Annotated in this window: 23 protein-coding genes; 7 read left to right on the top strand and 16 right to left on the bottom strand. The window is 67.5% G+C overall.

Annotated features, from left to right (window positions below; all coding sequences use genetic code 11):
- Nucleotides 1–2 precede the first annotated feature (2 nt).
- Genes IEX71_RS14340 through IEX71_RS14350 form a run of 3 tightly spaced genes read left to right on the top strand, consistent with a single transcriptional unit; the run spans nucleotide 3 to nucleotide 3,552 of the window.
- Nucleotides 3–269: a hypothetical protein gene (locus tag IEX71_RS14340; protein WP_188837710.1), complete on the top strand. Its 267-nt coding sequence runs from the start codon at nucleotides 3–5 to the stop codon at nucleotides 267–269.
- Complete coding sequence (locus IEX71_RS14345) at nucleotides 266–1,063, top strand: ABC transporter ATP-binding protein (protein WP_188837711.1); 798 nt, start codon at nucleotides 266–268, stop codon at nucleotides 1,061–1,063. The genes IEX71_RS14340 and IEX71_RS14345 overlap by 4 nt, the downstream gene beginning before the upstream one ends.
- Nucleotides 1,060–3,552: an ABC transporter permease gene (locus IEX71_RS14350; RefSeq protein WP_188837712.1), complete on the top strand. Its 2,493-nt coding sequence runs from the start codon at nucleotides 1,060–1,062 to the stop codon at nucleotides 3,550–3,552. The genes IEX71_RS14345 and IEX71_RS14350 overlap by 4 nt, the downstream gene beginning before the upstream one ends.
- A gap of 48 nt (nucleotides 3,553–3,600) precedes the next feature.
- Here IEX71_RS14350 and IEX71_RS14355 read toward each other — a convergent pair whose 3' ends face one another.
- The 3 genes from IEX71_RS14355 to IEX71_RS22730 are packed head-to-tail and all read right to left on the bottom strand — an operon-like array spanning nucleotide 3,601 to nucleotide 6,547.
- Nucleotides 3,601–5,964 carry an ATP-binding cassette domain-containing protein gene (locus IEX71_RS14355; protein ID WP_188837713.1) on the bottom strand — a complete coding sequence of 788 codons (2,364 nt, stop codon included), beginning with the start codon at nucleotides 5,962–5,964 and terminating at the stop codon, nucleotides 3,601–3,603.
- 9 nt (nucleotides 5,965–5,973) lie between these two features.
- Complete coding sequence (locus tag IEX71_RS14360) at nucleotides 5,974–6,384, bottom strand: isochorismatase family protein (protein ID WP_308420981.1); 411 nt, start codon at nucleotides 6,382–6,384, stop codon at nucleotides 5,974–5,976.
- Entirely contained in the window at nucleotides 6,323–6,547 is a 225-nt protein-coding gene (locus tag IEX71_RS22730) for an isochorismatase family protein (protein ID WP_308420982.1), read from the bottom strand. Before IEX71_RS22730 ends, IEX71_RS14360 begins: the two co-directional genes overlap by 62 nt.
- A gap of 151 nt (nucleotides 6,548–6,698) precedes the next feature.
- Between IEX71_RS22730 and IEX71_RS14365 the strand changes: the two genes are divergently transcribed.
- From IEX71_RS14365 to IEX71_RS14375, 3 genes are read left to right on the top strand one after another with little or no spacing between them, the layout of a single operon-like run.
- Nucleotides 6,699–8,162, top strand: coding sequence for a M1 family metallopeptidase (locus tag IEX71_RS14365; protein WP_188837714.1), 1,464 nt, complete (start codon nucleotides 6,699–6,701; stop codon nucleotides 8,160–8,162).
- Nucleotides 8,163–8,217: 55 nt separating this feature from the next.
- The gene (locus IEX71_RS14370; protein ID WP_188837715.1) at nucleotides 8,218–9,354 is read left to right on the top strand and encodes a methyltransferase domain-containing protein; all 1,137 of its coding nucleotides are present in this window, start codon (nucleotides 8,218–8,220) and stop codon (nucleotides 9,352–9,354) included.
- 26 nt (nucleotides 9,355–9,380) lie between these two features.
- Nucleotides 9,381–10,574 carry an MFS transporter gene (locus IEX71_RS14375; RefSeq protein WP_188837716.1) on the top strand — a complete coding sequence of 398 codons (1,194 nt, stop codon included), beginning with the start codon at nucleotides 9,381–9,383 and terminating at the stop codon, nucleotides 10,572–10,574.
- An 82-nt stretch (nucleotides 10,575–10,656) separates the two neighbouring features.
- Here the strand turns inward: IEX71_RS14375 and IEX71_RS14380 are convergent, their stop codons facing one another.
- The 9 genes from IEX71_RS14380 to IEX71_RS14420 all read right to left on the bottom strand — a co-directional run bounded on the left by IEX71_RS14380 (nucleotide 10,657) and on the right by IEX71_RS14420 (nucleotide 20,214).
- Entirely contained in the window at nucleotides 10,657–11,403 is a 747-nt protein-coding gene (locus tag IEX71_RS14380; protein ID WP_188837717.1) for an SRPBCC family protein, read from the bottom strand.
- Between the two features lie 4 nt (nucleotides 11,404–11,407).
- A complete protein-coding gene (locus IEX71_RS14385; protein ID WP_188837718.1) occupies nucleotides 11,408–12,265 on the bottom strand; it encodes an FAD binding domain-containing protein in 858 nt (285 codons plus the stop codon).
- On the bottom strand, nucleotides 12,262–14,679 hold the full coding sequence (locus IEX71_RS14390; RefSeq protein WP_188837719.1) for a xanthine dehydrogenase family protein molybdopterin-binding subunit: 2,418 nt from the start codon (nucleotides 14,677–14,679) through the stop codon (nucleotides 12,262–12,264). Before IEX71_RS14390 ends, IEX71_RS14385 begins: the two co-directional genes overlap by 4 nt.
- The gene (locus IEX71_RS14395) at nucleotides 14,676–15,161 is read right to left on the bottom strand and encodes a (2Fe-2S)-binding protein (RefSeq protein WP_188837720.1); all 486 of its coding nucleotides are present in this window, start codon (nucleotides 15,159–15,161) and stop codon (nucleotides 14,676–14,678) included. The genes IEX71_RS14390 and IEX71_RS14395 overlap by 4 nt, the downstream gene beginning before the upstream one ends.
- Nucleotides 15,162–15,236: 75 nt before the next feature.
- On the bottom strand, nucleotides 15,237–16,469 hold the full coding sequence (locus tag IEX71_RS14400) for a sigma-54-dependent transcriptional regulator family protein (RefSeq protein ID WP_188837721.1): 1,233 nt from the start codon (nucleotides 16,467–16,469) through the stop codon (nucleotides 15,237–15,239).
- 54 nt (nucleotides 16,470–16,523) lie between these two features.
- The gene (locus IEX71_RS14405; RefSeq protein ID WP_188837722.1) at nucleotides 16,524–17,642 is read right to left on the bottom strand and encodes an XdhC family protein; all 1,119 of its coding nucleotides are present in this window, start codon (nucleotides 17,640–17,642) and stop codon (nucleotides 16,524–16,526) included.
- Nucleotides 17,635–18,750 carry a vWA domain-containing protein gene (locus tag IEX71_RS14410; RefSeq protein ID WP_188837723.1) on the bottom strand — a complete coding sequence of 372 codons (1,116 nt, stop codon included), beginning with the start codon at nucleotides 18,748–18,750 and terminating at the stop codon, nucleotides 17,635–17,637. Before IEX71_RS14410 ends, IEX71_RS14405 begins: the two co-directional genes overlap by 8 nt.
- Nucleotides 18,747–19,619: an AAA family ATPase gene (locus IEX71_RS14415; protein WP_188837724.1), complete on the bottom strand. Its 873-nt coding sequence runs from the start codon at nucleotides 19,617–19,619 to the stop codon at nucleotides 18,747–18,749. The genes IEX71_RS14410 and IEX71_RS14415 overlap by 4 nt, the downstream gene beginning before the upstream one ends.
- A gap of 13 nt (nucleotides 19,620–19,632) precedes the next feature.
- Nucleotides 19,633–20,214, bottom strand: a complete 582-nt coding sequence (locus IEX71_RS14420; protein WP_188837725.1) for a nucleotidyltransferase family protein — start codon at nucleotides 20,212–20,214, stop codon at nucleotides 19,633–19,635.
- A gap of 88 nt (nucleotides 20,215–20,302) precedes the next feature.
- Here IEX71_RS14420 and IEX71_RS14425 point away from each other — a divergent pair, with 88 nt between their 5' ends.
- Nucleotides 20,303–21,304 carry a bile acid:sodium symporter family protein gene (locus IEX71_RS14425; RefSeq protein WP_188837726.1) on the top strand — a complete coding sequence of 334 codons (1,002 nt, stop codon included), beginning with the start codon at nucleotides 20,303–20,305 and terminating at the stop codon, nucleotides 21,302–21,304.
- A 7-nt stretch (nucleotides 21,305–21,311) separates the two neighbouring features.
- Here IEX71_RS14425 and IEX71_RS14430 read toward each other — a convergent pair whose 3' ends face one another.
- The 4 genes from IEX71_RS14430 to IEX71_RS14445 are packed head-to-tail and all read right to left on the bottom strand — an operon-like array spanning nucleotide 21,312 to nucleotide 25,746.
- Nucleotides 21,312–23,111, bottom strand: coding sequence for a glycoside hydrolase family 2 protein (locus IEX71_RS14430; protein ID WP_188837727.1), 1,800 nt, complete (start codon nucleotides 23,109–23,111; stop codon nucleotides 21,312–21,314).
- 54 nt (nucleotides 23,112–23,165) lie between these two features.
- The gene (locus IEX71_RS14435; RefSeq protein WP_188837728.1) at nucleotides 23,166–24,017 is read right to left on the bottom strand and encodes a metal ABC transporter permease; all 852 of its coding nucleotides are present in this window, start codon (nucleotides 24,015–24,017) and stop codon (nucleotides 23,166–23,168) included.
- On the bottom strand, nucleotides 24,014–24,847 hold the full coding sequence (locus IEX71_RS14440) for a metal ABC transporter ATP-binding protein (RefSeq protein ID WP_188837729.1): 834 nt from the start codon (nucleotides 24,845–24,847) through the stop codon (nucleotides 24,014–24,016). Before IEX71_RS14440 ends, IEX71_RS14435 begins: the two co-directional genes overlap by 4 nt.
- Nucleotides 24,844–25,746 (bottom strand): metal ABC transporter solute-binding protein, Zn/Mn family, encoded by a 903-nt coding sequence (locus tag IEX71_RS14445; RefSeq protein WP_188837730.1) that lies wholly within the window; start codon nucleotides 25,744–25,746, stop codon nucleotides 24,844–24,846. The genes IEX71_RS14440 and IEX71_RS14445 overlap by 4 nt, the downstream gene beginning before the upstream one ends.
- Between the last annotated feature and the right edge of the window lie 127 nt (nucleotides 25,747–25,873).

The following is a 25,873-nucleotide window of genomic DNA, read 5'->3' on the forward strand; positions in this document are numbered from 1 at the left end:
TCATGAGTGATCCGTACCGTATCGACCACCGACCGGACGAAGGCGGCTACGCGCCGTGGCCGGACCCCGGTCCGGCCGACACCGGTCTGCGCGGCGGCGCCGGCGGCGTCACCAGCACCCTGCTGTGGGTCCTCACGGCTGTCTTCGCCGGCCTGAACACGGCTTTGTCGGTCGCCGGCCAGGACGTCATCGGCGGCATCTTCGGCGGCCTCGCCGCCGTCAGCCTGATCGCACTCTTCGTGCGCTACCTGCAGCGGAGGAACCGATGAGTGCCTCGGTCTCCCAACTGATCTCGCACGGCCGACTTCGCCGTGGCACGGGCACGACACCGGCCGACCCTGATGCGGCGGTGCAACTCGTCGACGTGACGAAGACGTATGGCGCGGGCGACAGCGCCGTGGCAGCGCTCCAATCGGTCTCGCTCCGTGTCCCTCGTGGCGGTTTTCTCGCCGTGATGGGCCGCTCCGGATCCGGTAAGAGCACCCTGCTGCACTGCGCCGCCGGCCTCGACGTGCCGACCTCCGGAACAGTCACGATCGGTGGCACTGCGGTGTCCCGGCTCAACGAGACCCAGCGGACGGTCGTACGACGTCAGCACGTCGGCTTCATCTTTCAGTCCTACAACCTCATCCCGTCGCTCTCGATCCAGGACAACATCACGCTGCCGCTCCGCCTCGCCGGTGAGCTGCCCGACCCGGACTGGCTCCGCACGGTGGTCGAGCGCGTGGGTCTGGCGGGCTACTTGCACCGCATGCCTTCGGAACTGTCCGGCGGACAGCAGCAGCGCGCGGCGATCGCCCGAGCGCTCGCCAGCCGCCCGGACGTGATCTTCGCGGACGAGCCCACCGGGGCACTCGACCTCAGCACGGCGACGGCGGTCCTCGACCTGCTGCGCGACCTCGTGACGGAGTTCGGTCAGACGGTCGTCATGGTCACGCACGACCCGCTCGCGGCGTCATACGCCGATGACACCGTGGTCATGCTCGACGGCCGCATCGACCAGGTGCTGCAGCGTCCCGATGCCGCCACGCTCGCTGCAGTGCTCGGTGGGTACCACCGATGAAGCCCACGTTGCGTCCCCGCCTCGGCGAAGTCGTGGCGGTCGCCTGCGCGGTGTTCATCGGCGCGGTTCTCGTCACTGCCTGTCTGGTGATGGCCGAGACCGGCATCCGCTCGCACCTGCCCGCGCACCGGCTCTCGTCCGCGGACCTCGTGGTCACCGGACGACAGTCGGTGCCGGTCGACCAGGATCTCGATGTGCTGCTGACCGACCGGGCACCGGTGGCCGCCGATGCGATCCAGCGCATCAATGCCGTTCACGGTGTCGCGGCCGCAACCACCGACGTGTCATTCGCCGCCACGCTGCTCGACCCACGCGGCAATCCGTTGCCGGTCCCTGACGTCAAGCACAATGGCCATACGTGGAACCCGATCCTCCTGCAGGACAGCAGGATCCGTGGACACGCACCGCACGGGAGCAGCGAGGTGGCGCTGTCCGTCGACGAGGCCGAGACTGCTGGCGCCACTGTGGGCAGCCATGTCAGAGCGGTGCTCGGTGGCAGCACGCGGTCGGTGACGGTGACCGCCGTCGTAGCCGGATCCGCGAGCGGGACGTATGTCGATCCGGCGACCGCGGACGCCTTCGCACAGCGCGCCGGCTCCGTCGACCTCGTCGCTGTCCGCGTGACGGACGGCGCGAACGTTTCGGACGTGGCGCGACATGTACGCACCGCCCTGGCCGACACCGGCCTCGTGGTGTCCATCGGCGACCAGCTCGGCGACATCGAGAACCCGGCAACCGCCTCGGGCAAGGGCGACCTCGTCACGTTCGCCGGTTCCGCCGGTGGTGTCATCATCATGCTCGTCGGCTTCCTGGTCGCCGGCGCCGTGACAATCTCGGTGACCAATCGCGCACGGGAGCTCGCCCTGTTGCGAGCGGTCGGCGCGACACCACGGCAGGTCCGCGGAATGGTCGCCCGGCAGTCCGGTCGTGTCGCTCTGGTGGTGACCCCGGTCGGTGTGATCGCCGGCTACCTGTTGGCCCGACCGCTACTGAACCTGTTGGTGGACAACGGCGTCGTGTCGTCCGAGCTGTCGGTCGTCTGGAGTCCCGCGCCAGGAGTGGTCACGGCGTTGTTGCTCCTCGGCGTGGTCAGCGTCGCCGCCCGCACGTCGTCGTGGCGCATCTCCAGGGCACCCGCGACACAGGCCGTCGCCGACACCGACACCGAGCCGGCAACCGGTGGCGTCGTGCGGACCCGCATCGGTATTGCCTTGCTGGTGCTACCGGTCGCCGCCTCACTCGTACCGCTTTTCGTTCGTAGTGATCTCGCGCTGATCAGTGCGGCGTCCGGAGTGCTCGTTGCGATGATCGGTCTGTCCATGACGGCCCCGGCCATCGTCCGAAGCCTGGGTCACCGAATGTCGGCACGGATCGCGTCCCGTCGTGGTCCCGTCGGCCGGTGGTTGGCAGCGAACAACAGCGGCGCCTACGCGCTGCGGACCGGTGGCGCGCTCTCGGTGCTCGCACTGGCCATCGCCCTGACGATGACGCAGCTCTTCACCGGCAGCACGATCGCGGCTGCCGCTTCCCACGACCGGGTGGCGGCGGCGCAGGCGTCTGCCGTGGTGACCGCGGACAGCGTCGGTGGCGTGAACCAGCACGGCGTGGACGCGGTCCGGCGCACGGCCGGGGTGACGGCCGCAGTCCCGATGAGCGGGACCACCGTCGTGCTGACATCGAAGAGCGACGGGGAGCGACAGGCCGAGGCCTTCCCCGCCACAGCACTGGGCCATGAGGCGCCGAAGGTGTTGGACCTGCATGTCACAGGAGGAGATCTGGACGATCTGGCCGGTAACAGCGCCGCTCTCGACGCGTTCACCGCATCGTCCAAGGGGCTGCACGTCGGCCATCGGTTCGCCGTGACCCTGGCGAACGGCGCCGTGGTCCACCCAATGCTGGTTGCGACATACGACCGCAGTTTCGGGTTCGGCAAGGTCGTGTTGTCCACGGACGTGCTGGCTGCCCACGGATACCGTTCGTATGACGCCGTTCTCGTGGCTTCCCACACCGACCCCGCCGTCCTGGCACAGCACCTGCGCACGGCAGTCCGGGGTCAGCCCGGCGTCGAAGTCCAGGACCGTCCGTTGCCGTCGGAGATGGTCAGCACCGAAGAACCCGGCCAGGGCGTGAGCCTCATCCTGACACTCATTCTGCTCGGTTACGTGTTACTCGGCGTCGCCAACCGCATGGTGGCCACGACCGCCCGACGCCGCAAGGAATGGTCGACCCTGCGTGCCATCGGCGCCGCGCCGGCACAGGTGCGTCGGATGGTGCGGGCCGAAACGGCCTTCGTCGTTGTTGGCGCGATCGTCGGAGGGTTGGTGATCTCGCTGATCCCGATGACGTTCATCAGCATCGGTCTGGTCGGTGAGCCGTGGCCCCAGGGACCCGCCTGGCCGGTGGCGCTGGTCTGCCTGGTGGTGGCCGGCACGGCATACGGGGCAACGATGATCACGGCACGTCACACGCTGCGCGGTGGGATCGTCTGATCGAGATCGCCACACAGGGCACGCCGGCGGACCCCGCCGCGAGCACCGCTAACCGAGGTAGGCAGCCAGATGCTTGCCGGTGAGCGTCGTGCGAGCGGCGACCAGGTCCGCCGGCGTGCCCTCGAAAACCACTGTGCCGCCGTCGTGCCCGGCTCCAGGTCCAAGGTCGATGATCCAGTCGGCGTGTGCCATGACAGCTTGGTGGTGCTCGATGACGATGACCGACCTGCCGGCCTCGATCAGCTGGTCGAGCAGACCCAGCAACTGCTCGACATCGGCCAAGTGCAGCCCGACGGTCGGCTCGTCGAGAACATACGTGTCGGCCTTCTCATTCATCTGCGCGGCCAGCTTCAGACGCTGCCGTTCACCACCGGACAACGTGGTCAGCGGCTGTCCGACGGTGACGTATCCCAGGCCGACGTCGACGAGCCGGCGCAGGATCTTGTGCGCAGCGGGCAGCCGTCCCTCCCCCGCGCCGAAGAACTCCTCGGCCTCCGAGACCTGCATGCCGAGCACTTCGCTGATGTCCTTGCCCCCGAAATGGTGATCGAGCACCTCCGGCTGGAACCGCCTGCCCTCGCACACGTCACAGGTCGTCGCTACGCCGGCCATCATCGCCAGATCTGTGTAGACGACTCCTGCACCGTTGCAATTGGGGCAGGCACCCTCCGAATTCGCACTGAACAGACCGGGTTTGACGCCATTGGCCTTGGCGAAGGCCTTGCGGATCGGGTCGAGCAGACCGGTGTAGGTGGCGGGGTTGCTGCGCCGCGAGCCGCGGATCGCGCTCTGGTCGACGGTCACCACACCGTCGCGACCGGCGACGGAACCGTGGATCAGCGAGCTCTTGCCCGAGCCGGCGACTCCGGTCACGACGCAGAGCACCCCGAGCGGTATGTCGACGTCGACATCCTGCAGATTGTGCAGGCTCGCGCCCCGAACCTCGAGGACACCGTCCGCGGCACGCAGGGTTTCCTTCAGGGCGACCTTGTCGTGCAGGTGGCGACCGGTGCGGGTGTCGGCCGAGCGCAGCTGCTCGACCGTCCCCTCGAAGACGATGTCGCCACCGTCGACGCCGGCGCCCGGGCCGAGATCGACGACGTGGTCGGCGATCGCGATCATCTCGGGCTTGTGCTCGACCACCAGCACGGTGTTGCCCTTGTCGCGCAGCTGCAACAACAGGTCGTTCATCCGCTCGATGTCATGCGGATGAAGCCCGATGGACGGCTCGTCGAACACATAGGTCACGTCGGTCAGTGACGATCCGAGATGCCGAATCATCTTGGTGCGCTGTGCTTCTCCGCCGGACAGTGAGCCGGACGGGCGGTCCAGGCTGAGATAACCGAGCCCGATCCGCACGAACGAGTCGAGAGTGTCACGCAGCCCCTGCAGCAACGGCTGCACCGACGAGTCCTGGACGCCGTGCATCCACTCGGCCAGGTCGCTGATCTGCATCGCCGCTGCGTCCGCGATGCTGACGCCGTCGATCTTCGACGACCTCGCGGCGTCATTGAGCCGGGTGCCGTCACAGTCCGGACAAGCTGCGAACGTGACCGCCCGGTCGACGAACGCGCGGATGTGCGGTTGCATCGCCTCGCGGTCCTTGGCCAGGAACGACTTGCTGATGCGTGGGATCAGGCCCTCGTAGGTGACATTGATGCCGTCGACCTTGATCTTGGTCGGCTCCTTGTGCAGCAGCGCCTCACGCTCGCGCTTGGTGAACTTCGCGATCGGCTTGTCCGGGTCGAAGAACCCGCACCCCAGGAAGATCCGGCCGTACCAACCGTCCATGCTGTAGCCCGGAATGGTCAGCGCACCATCGCGCAGCGACTTGCTGTCGTCATACAGCGCGGTGAGGTCGAAGTCCGTGACACTCCCCCGCCCCTCGCAGCGCGGACACATGCCGCCGACGATGCTGAAGCTGCGACGCTCCTTGACCGTGCGGCCGTCCTTCTCGATCGTCACCGCACCCGCGCCACTGACCGAAGCGACATTGAAGGAGAACGCGCGGGCGGGGCCGATGTGTGGCTTCCCGAGGCGGCTGAACAGGATCCGCAGCATCGCCAGTGCGTCGGTCGCCGTTCCGACGGTCGATCGCGGATCGGCGCCGAGCCGTTCCTGATCCACGATGATCGCGGTGGTCAGCCCACCGAGCACGTCGACGTCGGGGCGGGCCAGGTTGGGCATGAAGCCCTGCACGAACGCGCTGTAGGTCTCGTTGATCTGGCGTTGGGACTCCGCCGCGATCGTGTCGAAGACCAATGAACTCTTGCCGGAACCGGACACTCCGGTGAACGCGGTCAGCCGCCGCTTCGGCAGCTCGACGCTGATGTCACGCAGGTTGTTCTCACGGGCTCCGACGACGCGGATGACGTCGTGGGCATCGGCAGCGGACGATGTGCTCGCAGTCATGCGCCGAACCTACTTCAGCTGGTCGGCGTCCGCTGCGTCGAAGGTGAACTCCGCGGTGCGCACGGTGCGTGCCCGACGGCCGGGCGCGGCTTGCTCCTGCCAGTAGAGGTTCGTGTGAGCGATCACCAGATCCGGGGTCGGAGCGCCGTATGACGACAGGTCCTCCGTCGTGTGGGCGTCAGCGACGAGGGTCACGTCGTAGCCGCGGGCGAACGCGCCGTGGATGGTCGACCGGATGCACATGTCCGTCTGTGCACCCGAGACCACGAGGTGTCCGACCCGGGCGGCTGACAGCACCTCCTCGAGGTCGGTGCCCTCGAAGGAGTCGCCGTCCGTCTTCTCGACCAACGGCTCGACGTCAGCGCGTGAGCTCCGCGGCCAATTGCCACTCGGGAGAACCTTGTCGGAGATGTTCGTCATGGTGTTGCACCCACACCACGGGCACGTGTGCACGACGCGCATCATCGACGAGCGTCCGCACGTTCGACACCACCTTGTCGCGCTCATGCGCGTTCTCGACGACGCCCTGCTGCACGTCGATCACCAGCAGAGCTGTCTCCGGTCGGTCGTTCAGAGTGGTCATGGTGGATCCCCTTCATCGGCGTCGCCGGCAACAGTAGCCGCGGGGTGTGACAGCCAGTGGTCTCGAAAACACCATCCGTCACACGGGATCGCTAGCGTGCAAAGACATCCACCTCGACCGGATCAGGGCCGGTCACCTGTCAGGAGGAATCATGCGAGCACGACCCATCGTCGGCAGCATCGCTGCAGCAACCGCACTGTTGATGGCCGGCGGCACCGCGTCGGCGGCCGGGAACGCAGTCGGCGCGCCCGGCGCGGGCGACCCCTACTACCCGCTGGACGGCAACGGCGGCTACGACGTCAGCCACTACGACGTCGGCATCGACTACACGCCGTCCACCAAGATGCTCATCGGAGACACGACGGTCACCGCGACATCAACCCAGAAGCTTGAGCAGTTCGACCTGGATTTCTATGGTTTCCAGATCGATTCGATCACCGTCAACGGAGCGCCGGCTACCTGGAAGCGGTCGGACCAGCACGAGTTGGTCATCACGCCCTCGTCCCTGATCGCCAACAAGTCCGCGATGAAGATCCGCGTCAAATACCACGGTCAGCCCAAGTCGTCCTCGGGGCTCGACGACTACTCGGGCTGGAACTACTCCACCAGCGGTGGGGCCTTCGCCGCCAACGAACCGCACTCGGCGGCCAGCTGGTATCCCGTCAACGACACCACCCGCGACAAGGCGACGTTCACGCTCAAGGCGACGGTGCCCAACGACTACAGCGTGATCAGCAACGGCGAGCAGAGCGGCAAGTCGACCGACGGGGACAAGACCACCTACGTGTGGACCGAGAAGGACCCGATCATCGGCTATCTGACCACCGTCGCGATCGACAAGTTCACCTACCTGAAGCAGGAGACCACGGACGGCATACCGCTGGTCTCGGCTTTCGCGCCCGGCGCCGAGGACAAGATGCAGGACGAGAAGCGACTGCCCGAGGTCATCGAGTTGCTCGAGCACTACTTCGGTCCCTACCCGCAGTCCTCGGGCGGCGGCATCTTTGTCGCCGACCAGATCGGCTTCTCCCTGGAGACCCAGGACCGGCCTACGTATGCCGCCTGGGCCGACCTGCCGACGATCGTGCACGAGAACGGTCACCAGTGGTGGGGCGACAGCATGTCGGTGACGACCTGGCGCGACGTGTGCATGAACGAATGCTTCGCGTCATACGGCGAATGGCTCTGGGAGCAGGACAAGAACAACATCGACCTCGACAACGAATACAGCTCGGAAATGGCCGATTTCGCCGACAGCGACCGCTTCTGGGCCAACCCGCTGTGGGACATGGGCGCCGGCAACGAGTTCAGCAACTCCTACACCCGTGGCCCGCTCTTCCTGCAGGCGCTGCGTCGCTACATCGGTGACAAGCCCTTCTTCGAGGTGCTGCGCACTTACACGCAGTTGCACCGTGGCGGCAACACCTCGATGCAGGAGTTCGAGAAGTACGTGCAGAAGCACGCCAAGCGCGACGTCCACGCCTTCTTCCAGGCGTGGGTCTACGGCACGACACGTCCAGCGGACAAGTACATCTGGTTCGGACCGTTCCAGAAGCCGAGTGCTGCCAAGGCGACCGTGCCGAAACTGCTCGCGAAGTCAGTGCACGACCGCTGATCGGACCCTCCCTCCCCCGGCGGCAAAGCTGTCGGGGTGAGGGAGAATCGAGCGCATGCAGTGCGACTACTTCGACGCCGGGACCTGCCGGTCGTGCACCCTCATGGGTCAGCCGTATGACGCACAGCTCATCGACCTGCAAACGACCGTCGCAGCCACGCTGAGCGATCACGTCGCTGAAACGCACTGGGACACAACGGCATACGGTCCTGAGTCGCATTTTCGCAACAAGGCCAAGCTCGCGGTGGCAGGAACCAGGCAGGCACCGACCTTCGGCATCCTGGACCGCGGCGGGCACGGCGTGGACCTGCGCGACTGCGGGCTCTACGAGCCCGGCCTGCACCGAGCAGTCGTCCGACTGGCCGACTTCGTCACCGAACTCGGCCTGACGCCGTATGACGTCACGCGGCGCAGCGGCGAGCTGAAGCACCTCATCGTGACGCACTCCCCCGACGGCGAGTCGATGATCCGTTTCGTGCTGCGCTCACCAGGTCAGCTCGGCCGGATAGAGCGCGCTCTGCCCGGACTGCTCGAGTCAGTGCCCGGCACCCGGGTGGTGTCGGTCAACCTGCTGCCGGAGCACAAGGCCGCTCTCGAAGGTGACGAAGAGATCTTCCTGACAAGTGAACAGGCACTGCCGATGCGGCTCAACGACATCACGCTGCACCTTCGGCCGCGGAGCTTCTTCCAGACCAACACGGCGGTCGCGGCGCAGCTCTATCGGCAGGCACAGCAATGGATCTCGCAGGTCGCGCCGACCAACGTGCTGGATCTGTTCTGCGGGGTCGGTGGTTTCGCGTTGCATGCGGCGGCCGACGCTCGACCAGCGTCCGTTCGCGGGGTGGAGATCTCGGCCGAAGCCGTGGCATCCGCACGACTGAGTGCGGGACAGCTGCCGGGACGGGCAGCATCGGGCGACATACGATTCGAGACCGGCGACGCGACAGGTGCGCTCGACGACGGGCTGCCCGCTGACCTGGTGATCGTCAATCCGCCGCGACGCGGCATCGGCGAACTCGCCGACGCACTGGAGCGATCGGGCGCGTCACACGTGCTCTACTCCAGCTGCAACTCGACCAGCCTCGCCACCGACCTGGATCGGCTGCCGTCGTTCCGTGTCGCTGACGCCCGGCTCTTCGACATGTTCCCGCAGACCCGACACCACGAGGTGCTGCTGCTGCTCGAACGCTGAGCGCCGGCAGACATAATGAAGCTGACATGACCGAGAAGACAGCCGTGCCCAGCATGCCCCGCGAAGTCTGGGTGATGGTTTCGGCCAGCTTCGTCATCGCTCTCGGTTACGGTGTCGTCGCACCCGCCCTGCCGGAATTCGCACGCAGCTTCAACGTCGGGGTCACCGCAGCGTCGGCGATCGTGTCGGCCTTCGCGATCATGCGGTTGGTCTTCGCGCCGAGCACCGGCCGGCTGGTCAATCGGTTCGGCGAGCGACCCATGTACCTGCTCGGACTCTTCATCGTCGCGTTGTCGACGCTGGCCTCTGCGTTCGCCCACAGCTACTGGCAGCTGATGCTTTTCAGAGGTCTGGGTGGCGTCGGATCGGTGATGTTCTCCGTGTCGGCCATGGGCCTGATGATCCGGATCTCCCCACCGGCCATCCGTGGCCGGGTCTCGGGCCTCTACTCCTCCAGTTTCGTGCTGGGCAGCATCACCGGCCCGTTGCTCGGTGGCGCGCTCGTCGGCTTCGGCCTGCGCGTGCCGTTCGTCGTGTATGCCGTGGCGCTCTTCGGCGCGATCGCGGTGGTGCACCTCCAACTGCGCGGGAGCGAGTTGGCCACTATCGACACCTCCTCCACCGCGGCCGCGATGCCGTTGCCCGCAGCGCTGCGCATCGGCGCCTATCGGTCCGCCGTCGGGACAGCCGCAATCTTCGGCTGGGTCTACGCGATGCGGGTCTCTCTCGTGCCGTTGTACTTCTCCATCGTGCTCAACCAGCCCGACGGTGTCGCCGGTCTCGCACTTGCGACATACGCATGCGGTGACGTCCTGGCGATGATCCCGTCCGGTCGCCTCTCGGACCGCATCGGGCGACGCCCACTGATCATCACCGGCATGATCATCCTCGCCGTCGCCACGCTCGCCCTCGCCCTGACGCACTCGGTCGGCGCGGCCTTCGCCTCGACACTCGTCGCCGGCATCGGGACCGGCATGGTCAGCCCGGCCCAGCAGGCCGCACTGGCGGACATCATGTTCGGGCATGGCCGCGGCGGCCCTGTCCTGGTCACCTATCAGATGAGCCAGGACATGGGCACCGTCATCGGTCCCGTCGCGGGCGGTTTCCTCGCCCAGCAGTGGGGCTTCCCGACCGCCTTCACGGTCACGGCGATCCTCGCCGGGTGCTCGGCAGCCGCCTGGATCATGGTGCGCGACACCATGGTCGTGCGCGCCGCCTGACGAATGACGGCTCCCTCGGCGAGTGACGGCGCAATATAACCGTCAGTCGCCGAGGAAGCCGTCACTCGCGATGAATGTCGTGTCAGCGCCGCAGCCTCTTGAAGATCGCACCGAGGAACGCGAAGCCCGCGACAGCCGCCAGCAACTGTTTCCAGTAGGCCTTCGCCAACACGGGTAGCACCGCCGCGCCCAGGTCGAGCGAGTCGTCATCGGACGACGGCGCCGATCGGGACGCCGAAGCAGCGGGAGCGCTGGTCGGATCCGGGATCTGGCCGACCTTCCGCTCCGCGGCCGGAGCGGGCGCCGGCGACGGCGCTGCATCAGCCGCTGCAGCCGCAGATGGCGCGGCCGCGGCAGCCGGCGCGGTGTCCTCGGCGGTCGCACCGCCCGACCCGACCTTGGCCTGCAGACAGTCGACGAACTGGCCGAGCAACTTGTCCGAGACGTCCTGGATCACGCCACGGCCGAACTGTGCCGGCTTGCCGGTGATCGCCAGGTCGGTGACGACCTCGACCTTGGTGCCGCCGTCCTGCTCGGTCATCGTGGCGGTCACCAACGCGCCGGCGGTGCCATTGCCCCGCTTGTCCTTGCCCTTGGCGTCGATCACCATCTTGTGCGCCGTCTCGTCGCGTTCGGTGAACGTGCCGGTCCCCTTGTAGACCAACGCGATCGGGCCGAGCTTGACCTTGACGGTGCCGGAGAACGAGTCGTCATCGGCCTCAGTGATCTGTGCACCGGGGAAGCACTCGGCGACCGACTCGATGTCCTGGAAGGCCGCCCAGGTCTCGTCGATGCCGGCGGGCACGGTGAAGGAATGTGTCAGATCCATCTGGTCAGCCTCCTGCAGCAGTCAGCACCGCACGGCGCGTCAACACCTGTGCCAGGTGCTTGCGATAATCGGCGTCGCCGTTGAGGTCGGTGGGCGGGTTGGTGCCGTCGGCAACAGCACCAACTGCTTCCCGTATGGCGTCCTCGGTGGCCGGCTTCCCCTGCAGGGCCTGCTCGACCGCGGTCGCCCGAAGCGGTGTCGACCCCATGTTCGTCAACGCCACCCGCGCCTCGGAGATCGTGCCGCCCTCGGCCTTCACCGCGGCGGCCACCGCGACGATCGACCACTGCTGTGCGATCCGGACGAACTTCTCGTAGTGCGCACCCCAGCCGGTGTGCTTCGGGACGCGGATCTCGGTGAGCAACTCGTCCTCGCCGATGGCCGTCTCGAAGAGATCGACGAAGAAGTCGGCGGCGTCGACGGTGCGAGTGGCGCCACCCTGTCCGGCGATGACGAACTCGGCGCCGAGGGCCAGCGCCGGAGCTCCGACGTCACCGGCCGGGTCGGCGTGGGCCAGCGCTCCGCCGAAGGTGCCTCGGTTGCGGACCTGGGCGTCCGCGACCGTCGCCACCGCCTTGCTGATCAACGCGGCGTGCTGCGCGACGAGCGGGTCGTTGGCCACCGCGCTGTGCGTGGTCATCGCTCCGATCACCAGGGCGTCGCCGTCCTCCCGGACGCCGCGCAACCGGTCGATCTTGCCGAGATCGATGACGAACTCCGGTGCGTTCAGCCGCAGCCGGAGCACGGGCAGCAGCGACTGCCCGCCGGCGATGATCTTGGCGTCGTCACCGTGCTCTGCGAGCAGCGCCAGCGCCTCCTCGACGGTTGCCGGTGCCGCGTAGTCGAAAGCCGCGGGGATCATTGGTCTGCTCCTTCCGACGCGGAGCCGGTATCAACGGCTCGTCCGGCCGCGATGGCCGCGTAGACCCGTGCCGGTGAGCACGGCATGACGATGTCCTTGACGCCGAACTGCCGCACGGCGTCGAGCACCGCATTGACCACCGCCGGTGTCGAGGCGATGGTGCCGGCTTCACCGACACCCTTGGTGCCCAACGTGTTTGTGGTCGCCGGCGTCGACGCGTGATGCGCGTCGAAGCTGATCAGGTCGGCTGCGCTCGGCACCAGATAGTCCACGAACGACCCGGAGACCAGCGTCCCGCGCTCGTCGAAGACTGCGTCCTCGAAGAGGGCCTGGGCGATGCCCTGCGCGAGTCCGCCGTGCACCTGTCCCTCAACGATCAGCGGGTTGATGATGTTGCCGACATCATCGACGCAGGTGTATTTGCGCATCTTGATCTGACCGGTCTCGGTGTCCACCTCGACCGCGCACAAGTGGGTGCCGTGCGGATAGTTGAAGTTGATCGGGTCGAAGGTGGCCTCGGCGTCGATCGACGGCTCCATCCCGTCCGGCAGGTTGTGCGCGGAGAACACCGCACCGGCGACCTCCTGGATCGACAGGCCGGCATCGGTGCCCTTGACGCCGAACCGGCCGGCGCTGAACTCGATGTCGTCGACCGATGCCTCCAGCAGGTGAGCGGCGACCGGCTTGGCCTTCTCCACCACCTTGTCGGCGGCACGCACCAGCGCCTCACCACCGACGACGAGGGAACGCGACCCGTAGGTGTCCAGTCCCTTGACCGACACCTGCGTGTCACCGTGCAGGACCTCGACGTCCTCGAACGGGACACCGAGCCGGTCGGCGATGATCTGGCTGAAAGCGGTCTCGTGGCCCTGCCCGTGGGCGCTCGTGCCGGTGACCACTTCGACCTTTCCGGTCGCCAGCATCCGCACCGACGCATGCTCCCAACCGCCCGCGCCGTAGTCGAGCGAGCCGAGCACCCGGGACGGAGCCAGGCCGCACATCTCGGTGAAGGTCGAGATGCCGATGCCCAGCTGCACCGGGTCGCGGGAGTCCCGGCGTCGTGCCTGCTCGGCACGCAGCTCGTCATACCCGAAGAACTCCTTGGCCGACGCGGTGGCGGCTTCGTAGTTGCCCGAGTCGTATTCGAGGCCGGCGACCGTGGTGAACGGGAACTCCTCGTGCTTGATCCAGTTCTTCTCGCGCAGCTCGAACGGGTCCATACCGAGCTCGTCGGCCAGGTCGCTCATCAGTCGCTCGATGGCGAACGTCGCCTCCGGACGCCCGGCGCCGCGGTAGGCGTCGGTCCACGTCTTGTTGGTCAGCACTGTCTGGCAGGCGAAGTGGTATGCCGGGATCTTGTAGATCGCGTTGTACATGAACGCACCCAGCACCGGGACACCGCCGCCCACGATCGCGACATACGACCCGAGGTCCGCGGTCAGCTCCACCTTGAGCCCGGTGACCTTGCCCTCCTTGGTCGCCGCGAGGGTGAGCTTCTGCCACTGGTCCCGCCCGTGGTGGGCGGCCATCATCGACTCCGAGCGTGTCTCGGTGAACTTCACCGGCTTGTGCAGCTGGCGGGCGATCCACCAGGCGAGCCATTCCTCCGGCGTGACCTGGAGCTTGCCGCCGAACCCACCTCCGACGTCCGGTGCGATGACCCGGATCTTGCTCTCCGGCACGCCCGTCGTGGCGGCCAGCGCGAAGCGCACGATGTGCGGCACCTGGGTCGCGGACCACATGGTCAACTGCTCGCCGGTCGGGTCGACGACCACCGACCGCGGCTCCATGAACGCGGGGATGAGGCGGTTCTGGCGGAACTCACGCTCGATCACCACACCGTCGGAGCGGGCCGCGGAGATCGCCTCTTCGACGTCGCCACCGGTGCCGGCCTCCTTGGAGTCGAAGATCCACAGGGCCGACTTGTTGGTGCCCAGATCGGGATGCGCCAGCACCTTGTCGGCCACCGCGTCCTTCAGGTCCAGCGCTGCCGGCAACTCGTCGTAGTCGACGTCGACCATCTCGGCGGCATCCCGCGCAGCGGCCGCACTGCGTGCGACCACGACCGCGACTATCTCGCCGGCGAAGCTGACCCGGTCGGCCGGCAACGGCGCGTGCACGGGAGCCTTCTGGTCCGGCGTGATGGGCCAAGCGTTGATCAGCACACCGGCCGACTCGTCCAGGTCGGCGGCGGTGTAGACCGCGACGACGTTGGACGCCTGCTTCGCCTCGCTGGTGTCGATCGCGGTGATCTTGGCGTGCGCGAACGGACTGCGCACCATCGCAAGGTGCAACATGCCGGGCAGCACGATGTTGTCGGTGTAACGACTGCTGCCGGTGATCAGCCGCCGGTCCTCCTTGCGGCGCCGGTCCTTGCCGATCTCGGCCGCCGGGCGGTCATCGGTGACAGTCATGCCTGGGCTCCCTTCCCGGCGGCCGCTGCGGTCTGCACCGCGCGGACGATGTTGTGGTAGCCCGTGCAGCGGCACAGGTTGCCTTCCAGGCCCTCGCGGATCTCTTGCTCGCTGGGGTCAGGGTTCTCGCCCAGCAGGTCGACCGAGCGCATGATCATGCCCGGTGTGCAGAACCCGCACTGCAGTGCGTGGCACTCGTGGAAGGCCGCCTGCATCGGGTGCAGCTCGCCTCCGTCATACGTGTCGGCGAGTCCTTCGATCGTGGTGACCTCGGAGCCGTCCGCCTGGACGGCGAGCATGTTGCACGACTTCACCGCATGCCCGTCGAGGTGCACCGTGCAGGCACCGCAGTTGCTGGTGTCGCAACCGATGAGAGTGCCTGTCTTTCCAAGCTTTTCGCGCAAGAACTGCACGAGCAGCATCCGTGGCTCCACGTCATCGGAGACCTTGCTTCCGTCGACGGTGAGTTCGATCTTCGTCATGTCCACACCCTTCGCAGTACGCAGGCTTCTGGCGTCAGTCTCGAACCTAGGCTGCGCTGGTTGGCCGAAGGTTGGCTAGCGTCTTGCCGCTGCCAACCGCCCCCGCAACAACGGAACGGCACGATGTGTGTCGGCACCGATCCGCCGCAGACACGTCTCGAGCACCTCCGCGTCATAGGGGGCGATCTCGCTGTAACCCAGTACGGCGTCCGGGTCGGGATCGGCGAGCAGTGCCTCCCGCACCGCGACGGCGACCACTTCGGCCAGCTCGCTCAGCGCGGGCGAGTTGGTGCCTGGCATCAGGTCACCGCCGTATGCCGTCACGGCCGCGAGCACGCGCCCGCGGCGCACCTGCTCCAGCACTTCGTCGACGTCGACGCTGACCGGCAGCATCAGCCGGTATGGCCGGGACGAGATCGCGCCGCCGAGAGTGGATCTCAGGTGCGACACCTCGGCCTTGAGGGTCGAGACGCTGACACCGGCGTCGCCGTAGAGCATCGCGTGCAATCGCTCCAGGGACAGGCCCTCCGGGTGCAACGCGAGTAGGGCGAGGATCTCGGTCTGCCGACGGTTGAGCAGCAGTCGTTGGCCGTCGAGCCGTGCCTCGGCGGCGCCCAGCAGCGTCAGTGCGAGGCCCTGATCGGACACCGGCGGGCCGAGCCTCGGGTGTTGCCGGGTATCGGGCAGGGCGCTCTCGATCATCTGGGCCATCAGCCGTGCCGTCGCCAACCCGATCGGGTGCGCACGGTCCCACGTGGTCGACAGGTCGATGACGCCCAGCCGCTCACCGGTCGCCGGGTCGTGCACCGGCGCCGCCCAGCAGACCCAGTTGTGCACGATCGGCGAGAAGTGCTCGGCCGAAAAGACGGTCGCCGGCCGGTCGAGCCGACCGGCCAGGTCCAGCGCGTTGGTGCCGACGCTCGCGTCGTCCCAGCGACCGCCCGCTACGAAGTTGACGGTCTCGGCCTTGCGCCGCATCACCCGACCGCCATACGTCCACAGGATGCGGGTGCGGGTGTCGGTGACCGCCAGGACGAGGTCACCGTCCTCGGCGCTGCGGCGTAGTTCGTGCTCGACCGCCGACACGGCGGCCTGCAGCGGTGAGTCCTGCCAGAAGGCCGCCGTGTCGTGCTCGTCGGCGAGCGGAGCACCGTGGACCTGCAGTCCGGTGCCCTGCGCGGACCGGCGCCAGCTGGACAGGATCTCGGGACGCACGCCTACGGCGTCGTCTCCCTGTTGGACGAATGCCGTCCACGCCCGCACGGCGTCCAGCCGCCGGTCACGCAACGACGTCGCGGTGTGATCCATGGTCCGTGCCCCTCCATTGTGATCACCACCACAATATCCCGCGCACTGCCCGGATCAGGCGTGAATGCGACCTTCCGTCTCGCCCAGTCGGTTGCCGCTGCCGCCCCATTGCCGCGCGATGATCTCGGCGGCGATGCTGATGGCGGTCTCCTCCGGTGTGCGTGCTCCGAGATCGAGACCGACCGGGCTGTGCAGGCGGGCCAGCGACTCCTCCGGAACACCGATCTCACGCAACCGGGCCAGCCGATCCTCGTGAGTCCGTCGCGAACCCATCGCTCCGATGTAGGCGACCTCGGGAGCCTGCAGCGCGACCTCCAACAGCGGCACGTCGAACTTGTGGTCGTGCGTCAGCACGGTGAGCACGGTGCGGGTGTCGATCCGGCCGGCCTCGATCTCGCCGCCCAGGTAGCGGTGCGGCCAGTCGACGATCACCTCGTCGGCGTCGGGGAAGCGGGACTTGGTCGCGAAGACCGGCCGCGCGTCGCAGACGGTGACGCGGTAGCCGAGGAACGAGCCGACCTTCGCGACGGCGGCAGCGAAGTCGATGGCGCCGAACACGAGCATCCGGGGTGGCGGCGCGAACGACGAGACGAAGACCCGCATGCCGTCGTCGAGCCGCTGCCCGTCGGCGCCATACGTCAGGGTCGCGTTGCGGCCGCTGGCCAGCAGGCCGAGCGCGTCGTCGGCTATCGCGGAGTTCGCCCGGTCGCTGCCGATGTCGCCGATCGGATCCTGGCCGGGTCGGATCACCATCCGCCGCCCGATCCAGGCCGCATCGGGGTGATCGACCACCGTGGCCACCGCGACGGGCCGGTCGTGCTCGATGTCGTCGGCGACCGCGGCCAACTCGGGGAAGGTGGTCTTGTCGATCTTCTCGACATACACGTCGAGGATGCCGCCGCACGTGAGGCCGACCGCGAACGCGTCGTCGTCGGAGACGCCATACCGCTGCAGTACGGGAGTCCCGGACTCCAGCACTTCGCCGGCCAACTCGTAGACCGCGCCCTCGACACACCCGCCGGAGACCGAGCCGACGGCTTCGCCACCGGGCCCGACAAGCATCGAGGCACCCGGTGGTCGTGGCGCCGACCGGAATGTGGCCACGACGGTGCCGACGCCGACCGTGTCGCCCTTGTCATACCACTGCATGAGCTCAGCAAGCACTTCACGCATTGCCGACCACCTCCAACACCTGCTCGAACGAACGCAGCGAATGCCCGGCTACGAACTGGTCGCAGTGCGGGAGCACCGCGACGATGCCTTGCTGGACCGGTTGGTACCCGTCCTTACCGCGATGCGGGTTGACCCACACCACCCGGTGAGCCAGTCGGCCCAACCGGGCCATCTGTTCACCGAGCAGCTGCGCGTCGCCTCGCTCCCAGCCGTCACTGAAGACAACGACCACGGCACCACGTGCCATTCCGCGGGCGCCCCAACGGTCCAGGAAAGCTTCGAGGGTCTCCCCCAGCCGGGTGCCGCCCGCCCAGTCGGGCACCTCGTCGCCGGCGCGCACCAGGGCCCGATCCGGGTCGGCCGTGCGCAGCGCGGCAGTGATCCGGGTGAGCCGGGTGCCGAGTGTGAACGCCTCGACCGGCGCGTTCGTGCGGACCAGCGTGTGCGCCAGCCGCAGCAGCGCGTCGGCATACGGCCGCATGCTCGCCGACACGTCGACGAGCAGCACGACCCGGCGTGGCTCGGTGCCACGGCGGCGGTGTTGCACCAGCCCGGGCTCACCCATCAGCCGCAACGAACTGCGCAACGTGCGCTGCAGGTCGACGTCGCCGCGCCGCCACGGTGTATGGCGCGCTGCTCGCCGCATCGGCGGCCGGGGCCGGAGCGCCCGGATCATCGCGTCGAGGATCGCCTTCTGGGCCGCGTCCATCGCCGCGACGTCCCGATGCCGGAGGATCTCGGCCTCCGACGCGGCCGCCTGCACGACGTCACGCTCACCCTCGCCACCGGACTCCCCCGCGTCGTCGGTCACCGGTAACGGCGCCGCCACGTCCTCGCGTCGATCGCGCGGGATCGTGCGGGGCAACTCGGACCGGTCGCCGAACCAGGCCTCGAAGACCCGGTCGTAGCGTTCCAGGTCGTCCGGGCCGGAGCAGAGCGTGGCGCGGCCGGCGACATACACCGCCTCGGGGTCGGTCAGGCCGACGATCGAGGTCGCGGTCAAGAAGGTGGCGGACCGGTCCTGGGTCACCCGGACACCGGCCGCGCGCAGCGCACGGGCGAAGCCGAGCAGGATCTGCTCGGGGTCGTGGTGCGTGGGTGTGGTCATCTCGCGAGCATCCGGTCCAGGACGTGCTTGACCCGGTCGGTGTCCTCGCGATACTTCACCACCGCTCCGAGCGTCGCGGCCGCCTGCTCGAGATCGAGCTCGCTGGTGCCAAGACGGCGCAGGGCTCGTGCCCAGTCCAGCGTCTCGGCGACCCCTGGGGGCTTCAGCAGATGCTCGTTGCGCAGCTCCTGGACGACCTCCACCACCTGACGGGCCAGCGCCTCCGGCACGTCGGGCTCGCGGGAGCGAACGATCGCGACCTCGCGCTCCAGACCGGGGTGATCGATCCAGTGGTAGAGGCAGCGTCGCTTGAGCGCGTCGTGCAACTCGCGGGTGCGGTTGGAGGTCAGCACGACGGTCGGCGGCGTGGCAGCGGCGACGGTGCCGAGCTCGGGGATGCTCACCGCCCAGGTCGACAGCACTTCGAGCAGGAACGCCTCGAACTCGTCGTCGGCCCGGTCGACCTCGTCGATCAGCAGCACCGCCGGGGACTCGCGCAGCGCGCGCAGCACCGGGCGCGCGAGCAGGAAGCGCTCGTCGAAGAGGGACTTCTCCGCCTCCGCAGGGTCCAGCGAGCCGTCCTTGGTCGCGGCCTCCAGAGTTCGAAGGTGCAGGATCTGGCGCGGGAAGTCCCAGTCGTAGAGCGCCTGTGCTGCGTCGATGCCCTCGTAACACTGCAGCCTGATCAGCGGCACGTCGTGGATCTGTGCCAACGCCTCGGCCAGTGCCGTCTTACCGGTGCCCGGCTCACCTTCGAGCAACAGCGGACGGGCCATCTCACCGGCGAGGAACGTCACGGTCGCCAGTGCCGAGTCACTCAGATAACCGGTCCGCTCCAGCGCCCGTGTCACCTCGGTCGGTGAATTCATGACGTCAGGTTAATCATCGGCTGGTTGGCGACGGGTTGGCTTGCGGGTCGTCGGGCCGATCCACGTCCCGACCGGTCGCGAGGTCGCCGCACTCGATGAACTCCGGCCGATGGGCGCGCAGGTAGTCGCGTGCGCCGCGATCGCCGGTCGCACCGGCCAGCACACCGTCCCAGTGATCGCGTCCCAGCAGCACGGGGTGGCCGGGCACGCCGTCGTATGTCGCCCGCGCCAGCACACTGCTTGTGTCCGGCCGCGCGAGCACTCGCTGTATGACGTCAGGCCCGACGTCAGGCAGATCGACAAGGGTGAGCAGACAACGGGTTTCGTCGGTCAGCGCGGTCAGGCCCGCCCGCAGCGAGGCGCTCATCCCGGTGTCCCAGTCGTGCGCGACCACGACCTCAGGTGGCCCGGCGGTGACGTCTGTGTCGGCGAGGAGCTGGCGGGCCTCGTCCGCCGCGGCGCCCAGCACGACGACGACGCGGTCGCACGCGGCGACGCTGCCGATCGCGTGGGCCAGCCACCCCTCGACCAGTGCCTTCGGCCTGCCCATGCGACGTCCGGCACCGGCGGCCAGCACCACTCCTGCGGTCGTCATGAGGCCAGTATGGCGTCGCTCGCCAACGCCATCTCGCACCGTGGGTCGCACTGCGTCATACGGGCTCGGGACCTAGGGTTGCCGGGTCATGCATCCACTCGCGAAACTCCGTGTAGACGGCTTCATCGTGGCCATCCTGGCCACGGTGGTCCTCGCGAGCGTCCTGCCCGCCAGTGCGGGTTTCGCCCCGACGCTCGACCACGTCGTCACGGCTGCGATCGCACTGCTCTTCTTCCTGTACGGCGCGCGGATGCACCCACAGGAGGCGATCCGCGGCTTGCGGCACTGGCGGCTGCACACGCTGATCCTCGCCTTCACCTTCCTCGTCTTCCCCGTGCTGGGGATCTGCCTGCGGGTGCTGGAGCCGCACCTGCTCAGTCCCAGTCTCTACACGGGGGTGCTCTATCTGACGCTCGTGCCGTCGACGGTGCAGTCGTCGATCGCCTTCACGTCGATCGCTCGTGGCAACGTCGCCGGAGCGATCGTCAGCGCCTCCGCCTCCAACCTGCTCGGGGTCTTCCTGACTCCGCTGCTGGTGATCGCGATGACCGGCATCGGAGTGATCGGGGGTGGCGGCAGCATCTCGATCAGCGGCCATCAGATGATCGACATCTGCCTGCAGATCCTGGCGCCGTTCATCATCGGTCAACTCGCCCGGCCGCTGGTCGGGTCATTCGTCGAGACGCACAAGGCGCAGCTGAAGTATGTCGATCGCGGCTCGATCGTCCTGGTCGTCTACGCCGCTTTCAGCGCGGGCGTCCGCCAGGGCATCTGGAGCGCGGTCGAGCCGGGACAGATCGTCTTCCTCATCGTCCTGTCGATCGTGCTGGTCGCCGTCATGCTGTGGCTCACGTGGTACGTGGCGGAGCGGTTCGGCTTCGGCCGCGCCGACTGCATCGCGGTGCAGTTCTGCGGGACCAAGAAGAGCCTTGCGAGCGGACTCCCCATGGCCGCAGTGCTTTTCGCCGGGCATCAGGTCAGCATCATCGTTCTGCCGCTGATGGTCTTCCATCAGGTCCAGCTGATGATGTGCTCCTGGTTGGCGGCGCGGTATGCCGGGGACACCGACGCCGAACCGGCGCCTGCCTGAGCAGCCCTCAGCGTCGTTCCTCGATGGCGGCGGTGCGTAGTTGGATCGCTCGGATGCGTGCAACATCCAGCTTGGCCGACCGGTCGAAGAAGTAGATGCCGTTCTGCTCCTGGAAGACGTCGGTGAGCTGCGTGTAGCAGTAGCCGAACATCAGCGGGTCGTCGAGCAGCGCGTCCACCAGTCCGGCGAAACGTTCGTAGAGTTCGTCCTCGCTGCGCACGGCCTCGCCGTAACCCCATGACTCGTCGCCCTGCGTCGCGCGCGGGTTCCACCAGATGCCACCGAATTCGCTGCAGAAGTAGGGCTGTCCGCGGTAGGGCACCGACCACTTCCCCTCCCCGTTGGCGTATGGCGCACCCCCCGCGAGTGGCGCCATCAGCTTCGCGAACGTCGCCGGATCCTGCTCGTAGAGGTGGGAGTCGTAGACATCGGTCTCGTCGACGCGGTGCGCGTAGCCGGACGCGTCGATCACCGGGCGCGTGCGGTCGGCGAGCTTGGTCGCGAGAAACATCCCGCGCGTCACGTCGTCGAGCGCCGTGATCCGGTCGTGTCGCAGCTGATAGGTCTCGTTCAGCGGGCACCAGCCGATGAGGCTCGGGTGGCTGTAGTCACGTTGGACCACCTCGATCCACTGCGTGATGTATGCCGCATCGGGTCGTTGGTTGTCCTCGGCAGCCGGCCCGGGTTCGCGGCAACCCCAGTCACCGAACTCGCCCCACACCAGGTAGCCGAGCCGGTCCGCGTGGAAGAGGAACCGTTCCTCGAAGACCTTCTCGTGCAGGCGAGCACCGTTGAAACCGGCCGCGATCGACAGCTCGATGTCCTCGATGAGCGCTTGGTCGGCGGGTGCTGTCATCAGCCCGTCGGGGTAGTAGCCCTGGTCGAGCACCAGCCGCTGGAAGACCGGTTCGCCGTTGAGTAGGACGGCCGGCCCGTCGATGGTCACCGACCGCAGGCCGGCATACGACTCGACAGCGTCGATGACCGTGCCGTCCGCCGAAACAAGATGCAGGCGAACGTCATACAGGTGCGGGTCCTGCGGCGACCAGAGCCGACGGCCCTCCTCCGGCACCACGAGGTCGAGCATGGTCGTGAAGTCGCTCGCGGCGGCGCGCTCGACGCGATCCAGCACCATCTCGCCGTCGAGCAACTCTGCGATCACTCGCAATTCGGCTGTGCGACCACGGAGCGGCAACTCGAGGTGGAACGCGGACGCACCGACATCGGGCGTGATCCGCGGCCGTTCGAAACTCGTCTTCGGCACCGGCTCGAGCCAGATCGTCTGCCAGATGCCTGTCGTGCGACCGTAGTGCGCTGCCCGGCCGGCATACTCGCGGCTCTGCTTGCCGCGTGGTTGCGGGTCGCGATGGGAGTCCCGGCAACGGATGGTGAGCGTCCTCGGCACCTCGATGAAGTCGTGCGCCGCACCGAGTTCGATCGTGAACGACGTGAAGCCGCCTCCGTGTCGACCCCGCTCGACCCCATCGACCCAGACGGTCGTGTCGTAGTCGGCAGCGCCCACATGCAGCAACAGGTCCATCCCCTGCCACTGCCGCGGGACCTGGATCCGGCGGCGGTACCAGACGGCTTCCAGGAAGTCGGTGTTGCCGACTCCCGACAGCTCGGACTCCGGCGCGAACGGCACCCTGATCCGGTCGGTGAGCTCGGACGTGAGAAGCCCTCGCTCCAGGCCGCTGTCAGCCTGATCGACCTGGAATTGCCACTCCCCGTTGAGGTTCAGCCACTGGGGTCGGCGAAAGGACGGGCGTGGGTATTCCGCACGAGGGCAGCCGGAGTCGTCGGTCATTCACGGGAACCTTTCGCGAGTGGATGGTCGGACACCTGGTCGCCGGCACCGGCATCAAGTAGCCGCAGCCACACCTGCGGTGCGGGTGTCCCGCCGCAGTCGCTCAGCTGCGAACGAGAGCAGGTAGATCGCGAAGCTGACGAACGAGATGAGCACGCTCGCCTTGATGTCGGTGTCGCTCAGCGCAAGGCTGAGCAGGAACCCACCGTCGGCGGCCACCAGCGCGAAGAGGACCGAAAGTCCTGTGAACACGATCGGATTGGCGGTCCAACGACGGGCCGCGGCGGCGGGCGTGATGGCAAGGCTGAGCACCAAGAGGGTGCCGACCACCTGGGCGGCCTCGGTAACGGTCAACGCGAGCAACAGCAGGAAGATCAGGCCGAGCCGACGGACCGGCACACCACGTGCGATGGCGACCGCGGGATCGACCGATGCGAACAGCAGCGGCCGGAAGATGATCACCATGGTGATCACCACCAGGACCGCGAGCACACCGAGGATCATCACGTCCCTGGTGGACGCGGACACCAGCGACCCGAAGAGGATGTTGGTGGCAGCCGAGGAGAACCCGTTGTAGAAACTCAGCAGGAACACACCGAGCCCCAGTCCGAACGCCAGCACCACGCCGATGGCGGTGTTGCTCTCGCTGCGGCGCCGCCCGAGCAGGGCGAAAGCAGTTGCCACGACGAGTGATCCGAGCAGCGCGCCGCTGACCGCGTCACTGGCGATCAGCAGGCCGGCGACCGCACTCGGGAAGGACAACTCCGCTGTGCCGTGGACCGCGAACGCCATGTCCCGCATGACCACGAACGGGGCGACCAGACCACAGGTCAACGCGATCAGGGTCGCGGCGATCAGGGCATGCTGCGCGAACGGGTACTGCAGCATGTCGAAGATGTTCGTCATGACTGTGCGACCGCCATCTCCGGACCGCAGTGATGCGACTGCTCCGGCGTCTCACCACCGCCCACGACGATGACCCGGCCGCGCACGCGCAGGACGTCGACGGGTGCGCCATACAGATTGCTCAGTTGCTCGGTGGTCAGCACCTCGTCAGGAGTGCCGACCGCCCAGTTGCCGCCGACCAGGTAGATGATGCGATCGACGTACGGCAGGATCGGGTTGATCTCGTGGGTGACCATCACCACTGCTGTCCCTGCGGACCGACGCCGCTCGTCGAGGAGTTCGAGCACGCCTTCCTGGTGCCGCAGGTCCAGGGAGGTGAGCGGTTCGTCGCACAGCAGCACCTTGGGGTCGCTCATCAGTGCCTGCGCGATGCGCAGCCGTTGCTGCTCACCGCCGGAGAGATTGCCCACCGGCGCGTCGGCGTATGACGTCGCTCCGACGGCACGAATCATCGCCTCGGTCGCCTCCCGGACCGAGTTGCTCGCCCACGGCCGACCGAACCGGTGCCCGTCAGCGCCCAGGGCGACCAGGTCACGGCCGCGCAGGCCGAGGTCACCGTCGAAGATCTTCTGCTGCGGGACGTAGCCGACGTCCGAACTGCCGCGCGACGGCTTCTTGCCCGCGACGGTGACCTTGCCCGCACTCAGCTCCTGCAGTCCGAGCAGGGCACGCAGGAGGGTGGTCTTGCCGGCGCCGTTGGGTCCGAGGATGGCGATGAACTCCCCCTCCCGCACGCCGAGCTCGAAGTCGGACCACAACGTGCGTCCGCCCAGCCTCAGCGTGGCACCTCTGAAATCAATCAGGGGCGCATCGGCGCCTGAGTCGTTCATGCAGATTTCTCCAGAGCGGCTTGAAGTTGCTTCGCCTGCTTCAGCTGCCATGCCTGGTAACTGCTGCTCTTCGACGGCATTGTCTCGGTCACCGCCACCAACGGCACGCCCGCCCCGGTCGCCTTCTGCTTCAGCTGGTCGGTCTGCTTGTCAGTGACCTGGCTGTTGTAGATGAGTGCCCGGACCGTGCGCTTCTGCAGGGCCTTGTCGAAGGCAAGGGTATCGCCCGGGCTCGGGTCGTCGCCGTCCTCGACCGACTGCGGGAAGCCGGCCGGTATGCCGAGCTTCAGTCCTGCGTCGGTCAGTAGGTAGCCGGCGACACGCTCGGTGTAGGCGATCTTCGCGCCGCCGTCCTTGGCCTTGATCGCCTGCAGCACCGCGTCGATCGGCTGCAACGACTTCTTGAACTTCGCGGCGTTCTTTCGGTAGTCGGCGCTGTTCTTGGAGTCGATCTCGCTCAGTGCGCTCGCGATGGCGTCAGCAACCTTGGGCATGCGCGGCACGTCGTACCAGAGGTGTGGGTTGGCGTCTCCCCCGCTGACACCGAGCACTTTCGACGCGGTGACGACCGTCTGGCCGCGCGACTGCGCCGACGACGTCAGCTCCTTCATGAAGTCGTCGTACCCGAGACCGTTCTCCACCACCAGCTTCGCGTCGGCCACCTCTGCCGCGTTCTTCGCGTTGGACTCGTAGCCGTGCGGGTCGACGTTCGGATCGCTCAGGATCGACGTGACGTCGACGTGCGAGCCGCCGATCTGTCGGACCATGTCGCCGTAGACGTTGGTGCTGGCCACGACACCGACACGTCCGTCGGAGCCACCGGATCCCTTCGAACCGGATCCACACCCGGTCAGCACGACTGCCGGAACCACAGCCGCGGCCACCCAACGAACTCGCATGAAGCACTCCCTCAATCTGTATTGATAGTCATTCTCGTTAAGGGAACGATAGCAGTATCTCAAGGGGTGCCTCGACCCGCACACCTAATGTCGAGTCGCACAGCTACGGGTGTGCGACTCGGCGCCA

This window comes from Flexivirga endophytica (assembly GCF_014640635.1).
Taxonomy (GTDB): domain Bacteria; phylum Actinomycetota; class Actinomycetes; order Actinomycetales; family Dermatophilaceae; genus Flexivirga; species Flexivirga endophytica.

Coding starts and splice junctions, on each gene's coding strand:
- IEX71_RS14360 (WP_308420981.1), bottom strand. CDS start 6,384: ATGACGAACATCTCCGACAAGGTTCTCCCGAGTGGCAATTGGCCGCGG.
- IEX71_RS14400 (WP_188837721.1), bottom strand. CDS start 16,469: ATGGATCACACCGCGACGTCGTTGCGTGACCGGCGGCTGGACGCCGTG.
- IEX71_RS14435 (WP_188837728.1), bottom strand. CDS start 24,017: ATGACGAACATCTTCGACATGCTGCAGTACCCGTTCGCGCAGCATGCC.
- IEX71_RS14390 (WP_188837719.1), bottom strand. CDS start 14,679: ATGACTGTCACCGATGACCGCCCGGCGGCCGAGATCGGCAAGGACCGG.
- IEX71_RS14375 (WP_188837716.1), top strand. CDS start 9,381: ATGACCGAGAAGACAGCCGTGCCCAGCATGCCCCGCGAAGTCTGGGTG.
- IEX71_RS14355 (WP_188837713.1), bottom strand. CDS start 5,964: ATGACTGCGAGCACATCGTCCGCTGCCGATGCCCACGACGTCATCCGC.
- IEX71_RS14340 (WP_188837710.1), top strand. CDS start 3: ATGAGTGATCCGTACCGTATCGACCACCGACCGGACGAAGGCGGCTAC.
- IEX71_RS14365 (WP_188837714.1), top strand. CDS start 6,699: ATGCGAGCACGACCCATCGTCGGCAGCATCGCTGCAGCAACCGCACTG.
- IEX71_RS14395 (WP_188837720.1), bottom strand. CDS start 15,161: ATGACGAAGATCGAACTCACCGTCGACGGAAGCAAGGTCTCCGATGAC.
- IEX71_RS14415 (WP_188837724.1), bottom strand. CDS start 19,619: ATGAATTCACCGACCGAGGTGACACGGGCGCTGGAGCGGACCGGTTAT.
- IEX71_RS14420 (WP_188837725.1), bottom strand. CDS start 20,214: ATGACGACCGCAGGAGTGGTGCTGGCCGCCGGTGCCGGACGTCGCATG.
- IEX71_RS14385 (WP_188837718.1), bottom strand. CDS start 12,265: ATGATCCCCGCGGCTTTCGACTACGCGGCACCGGCAACCGTCGAGGAG.
- IEX71_RS14445 (WP_188837730.1), bottom strand. CDS start 25,746: ATGCGAGTTCGTTGGGTGGCCGCGGCTGTGGTTCCGGCAGTCGTGCTG.
- IEX71_RS14345 (WP_188837711.1), top strand. CDS start 266: ATGAGTGCCTCGGTCTCCCAACTGATCTCGCACGGCCGACTTCGCCGT.
- IEX71_RS14440 (WP_188837729.1), bottom strand. CDS start 24,847: ATGAACGACTCAGGCGCCGATGCGCCCCTGATTGATTTCAGAGGTGCC.
- IEX71_RS14380 (WP_188837717.1), bottom strand. CDS start 11,403: ATGGATCTGACACATTCCTTCACCGTGCCCGCCGGCATCGACGAGACC.
- IEX71_RS14370 (WP_188837715.1), top strand. CDS start 8,218: ATGCAGTGCGACTACTTCGACGCCGGGACCTGCCGGTCGTGCACCCTC.
- IEX71_RS14410 (WP_188837723.1), bottom strand. CDS start 18,750: ATGACCACACCCACGCACCACGACCCCGAGCAGATCCTGCTCGGCTTC.
- IEX71_RS14425 (WP_188837726.1), top strand. CDS start 20,303: ATGCATCCACTCGCGAAACTCCGTGTAGACGGCTTCATCGTGGCCATC.
- IEX71_RS14350 (WP_188837712.1), top strand. CDS start 1,060: ATGAAGCCCACGTTGCGTCCCCGCCTCGGCGAAGTCGTGGCGGTCGCC.
- IEX71_RS14430 (WP_188837727.1), bottom strand. CDS start 23,111: ATGACCGACGACTCCGGCTGCCCTCGTGCGGAATACCCACGCCCGTCC.
- IEX71_RS14405 (WP_188837722.1), bottom strand. CDS start 17,642: ATGCGTGAAGTGCTTGCTGAGCTCATGCAGTGGTATGACAAGGGCGAC.
- IEX71_RS22730 (WP_308420982.1), bottom strand. CDS start 6,547: ATGACCACTCTGAACGACCGACCGGAGACAGCTCTGCTGGTGATCGAC.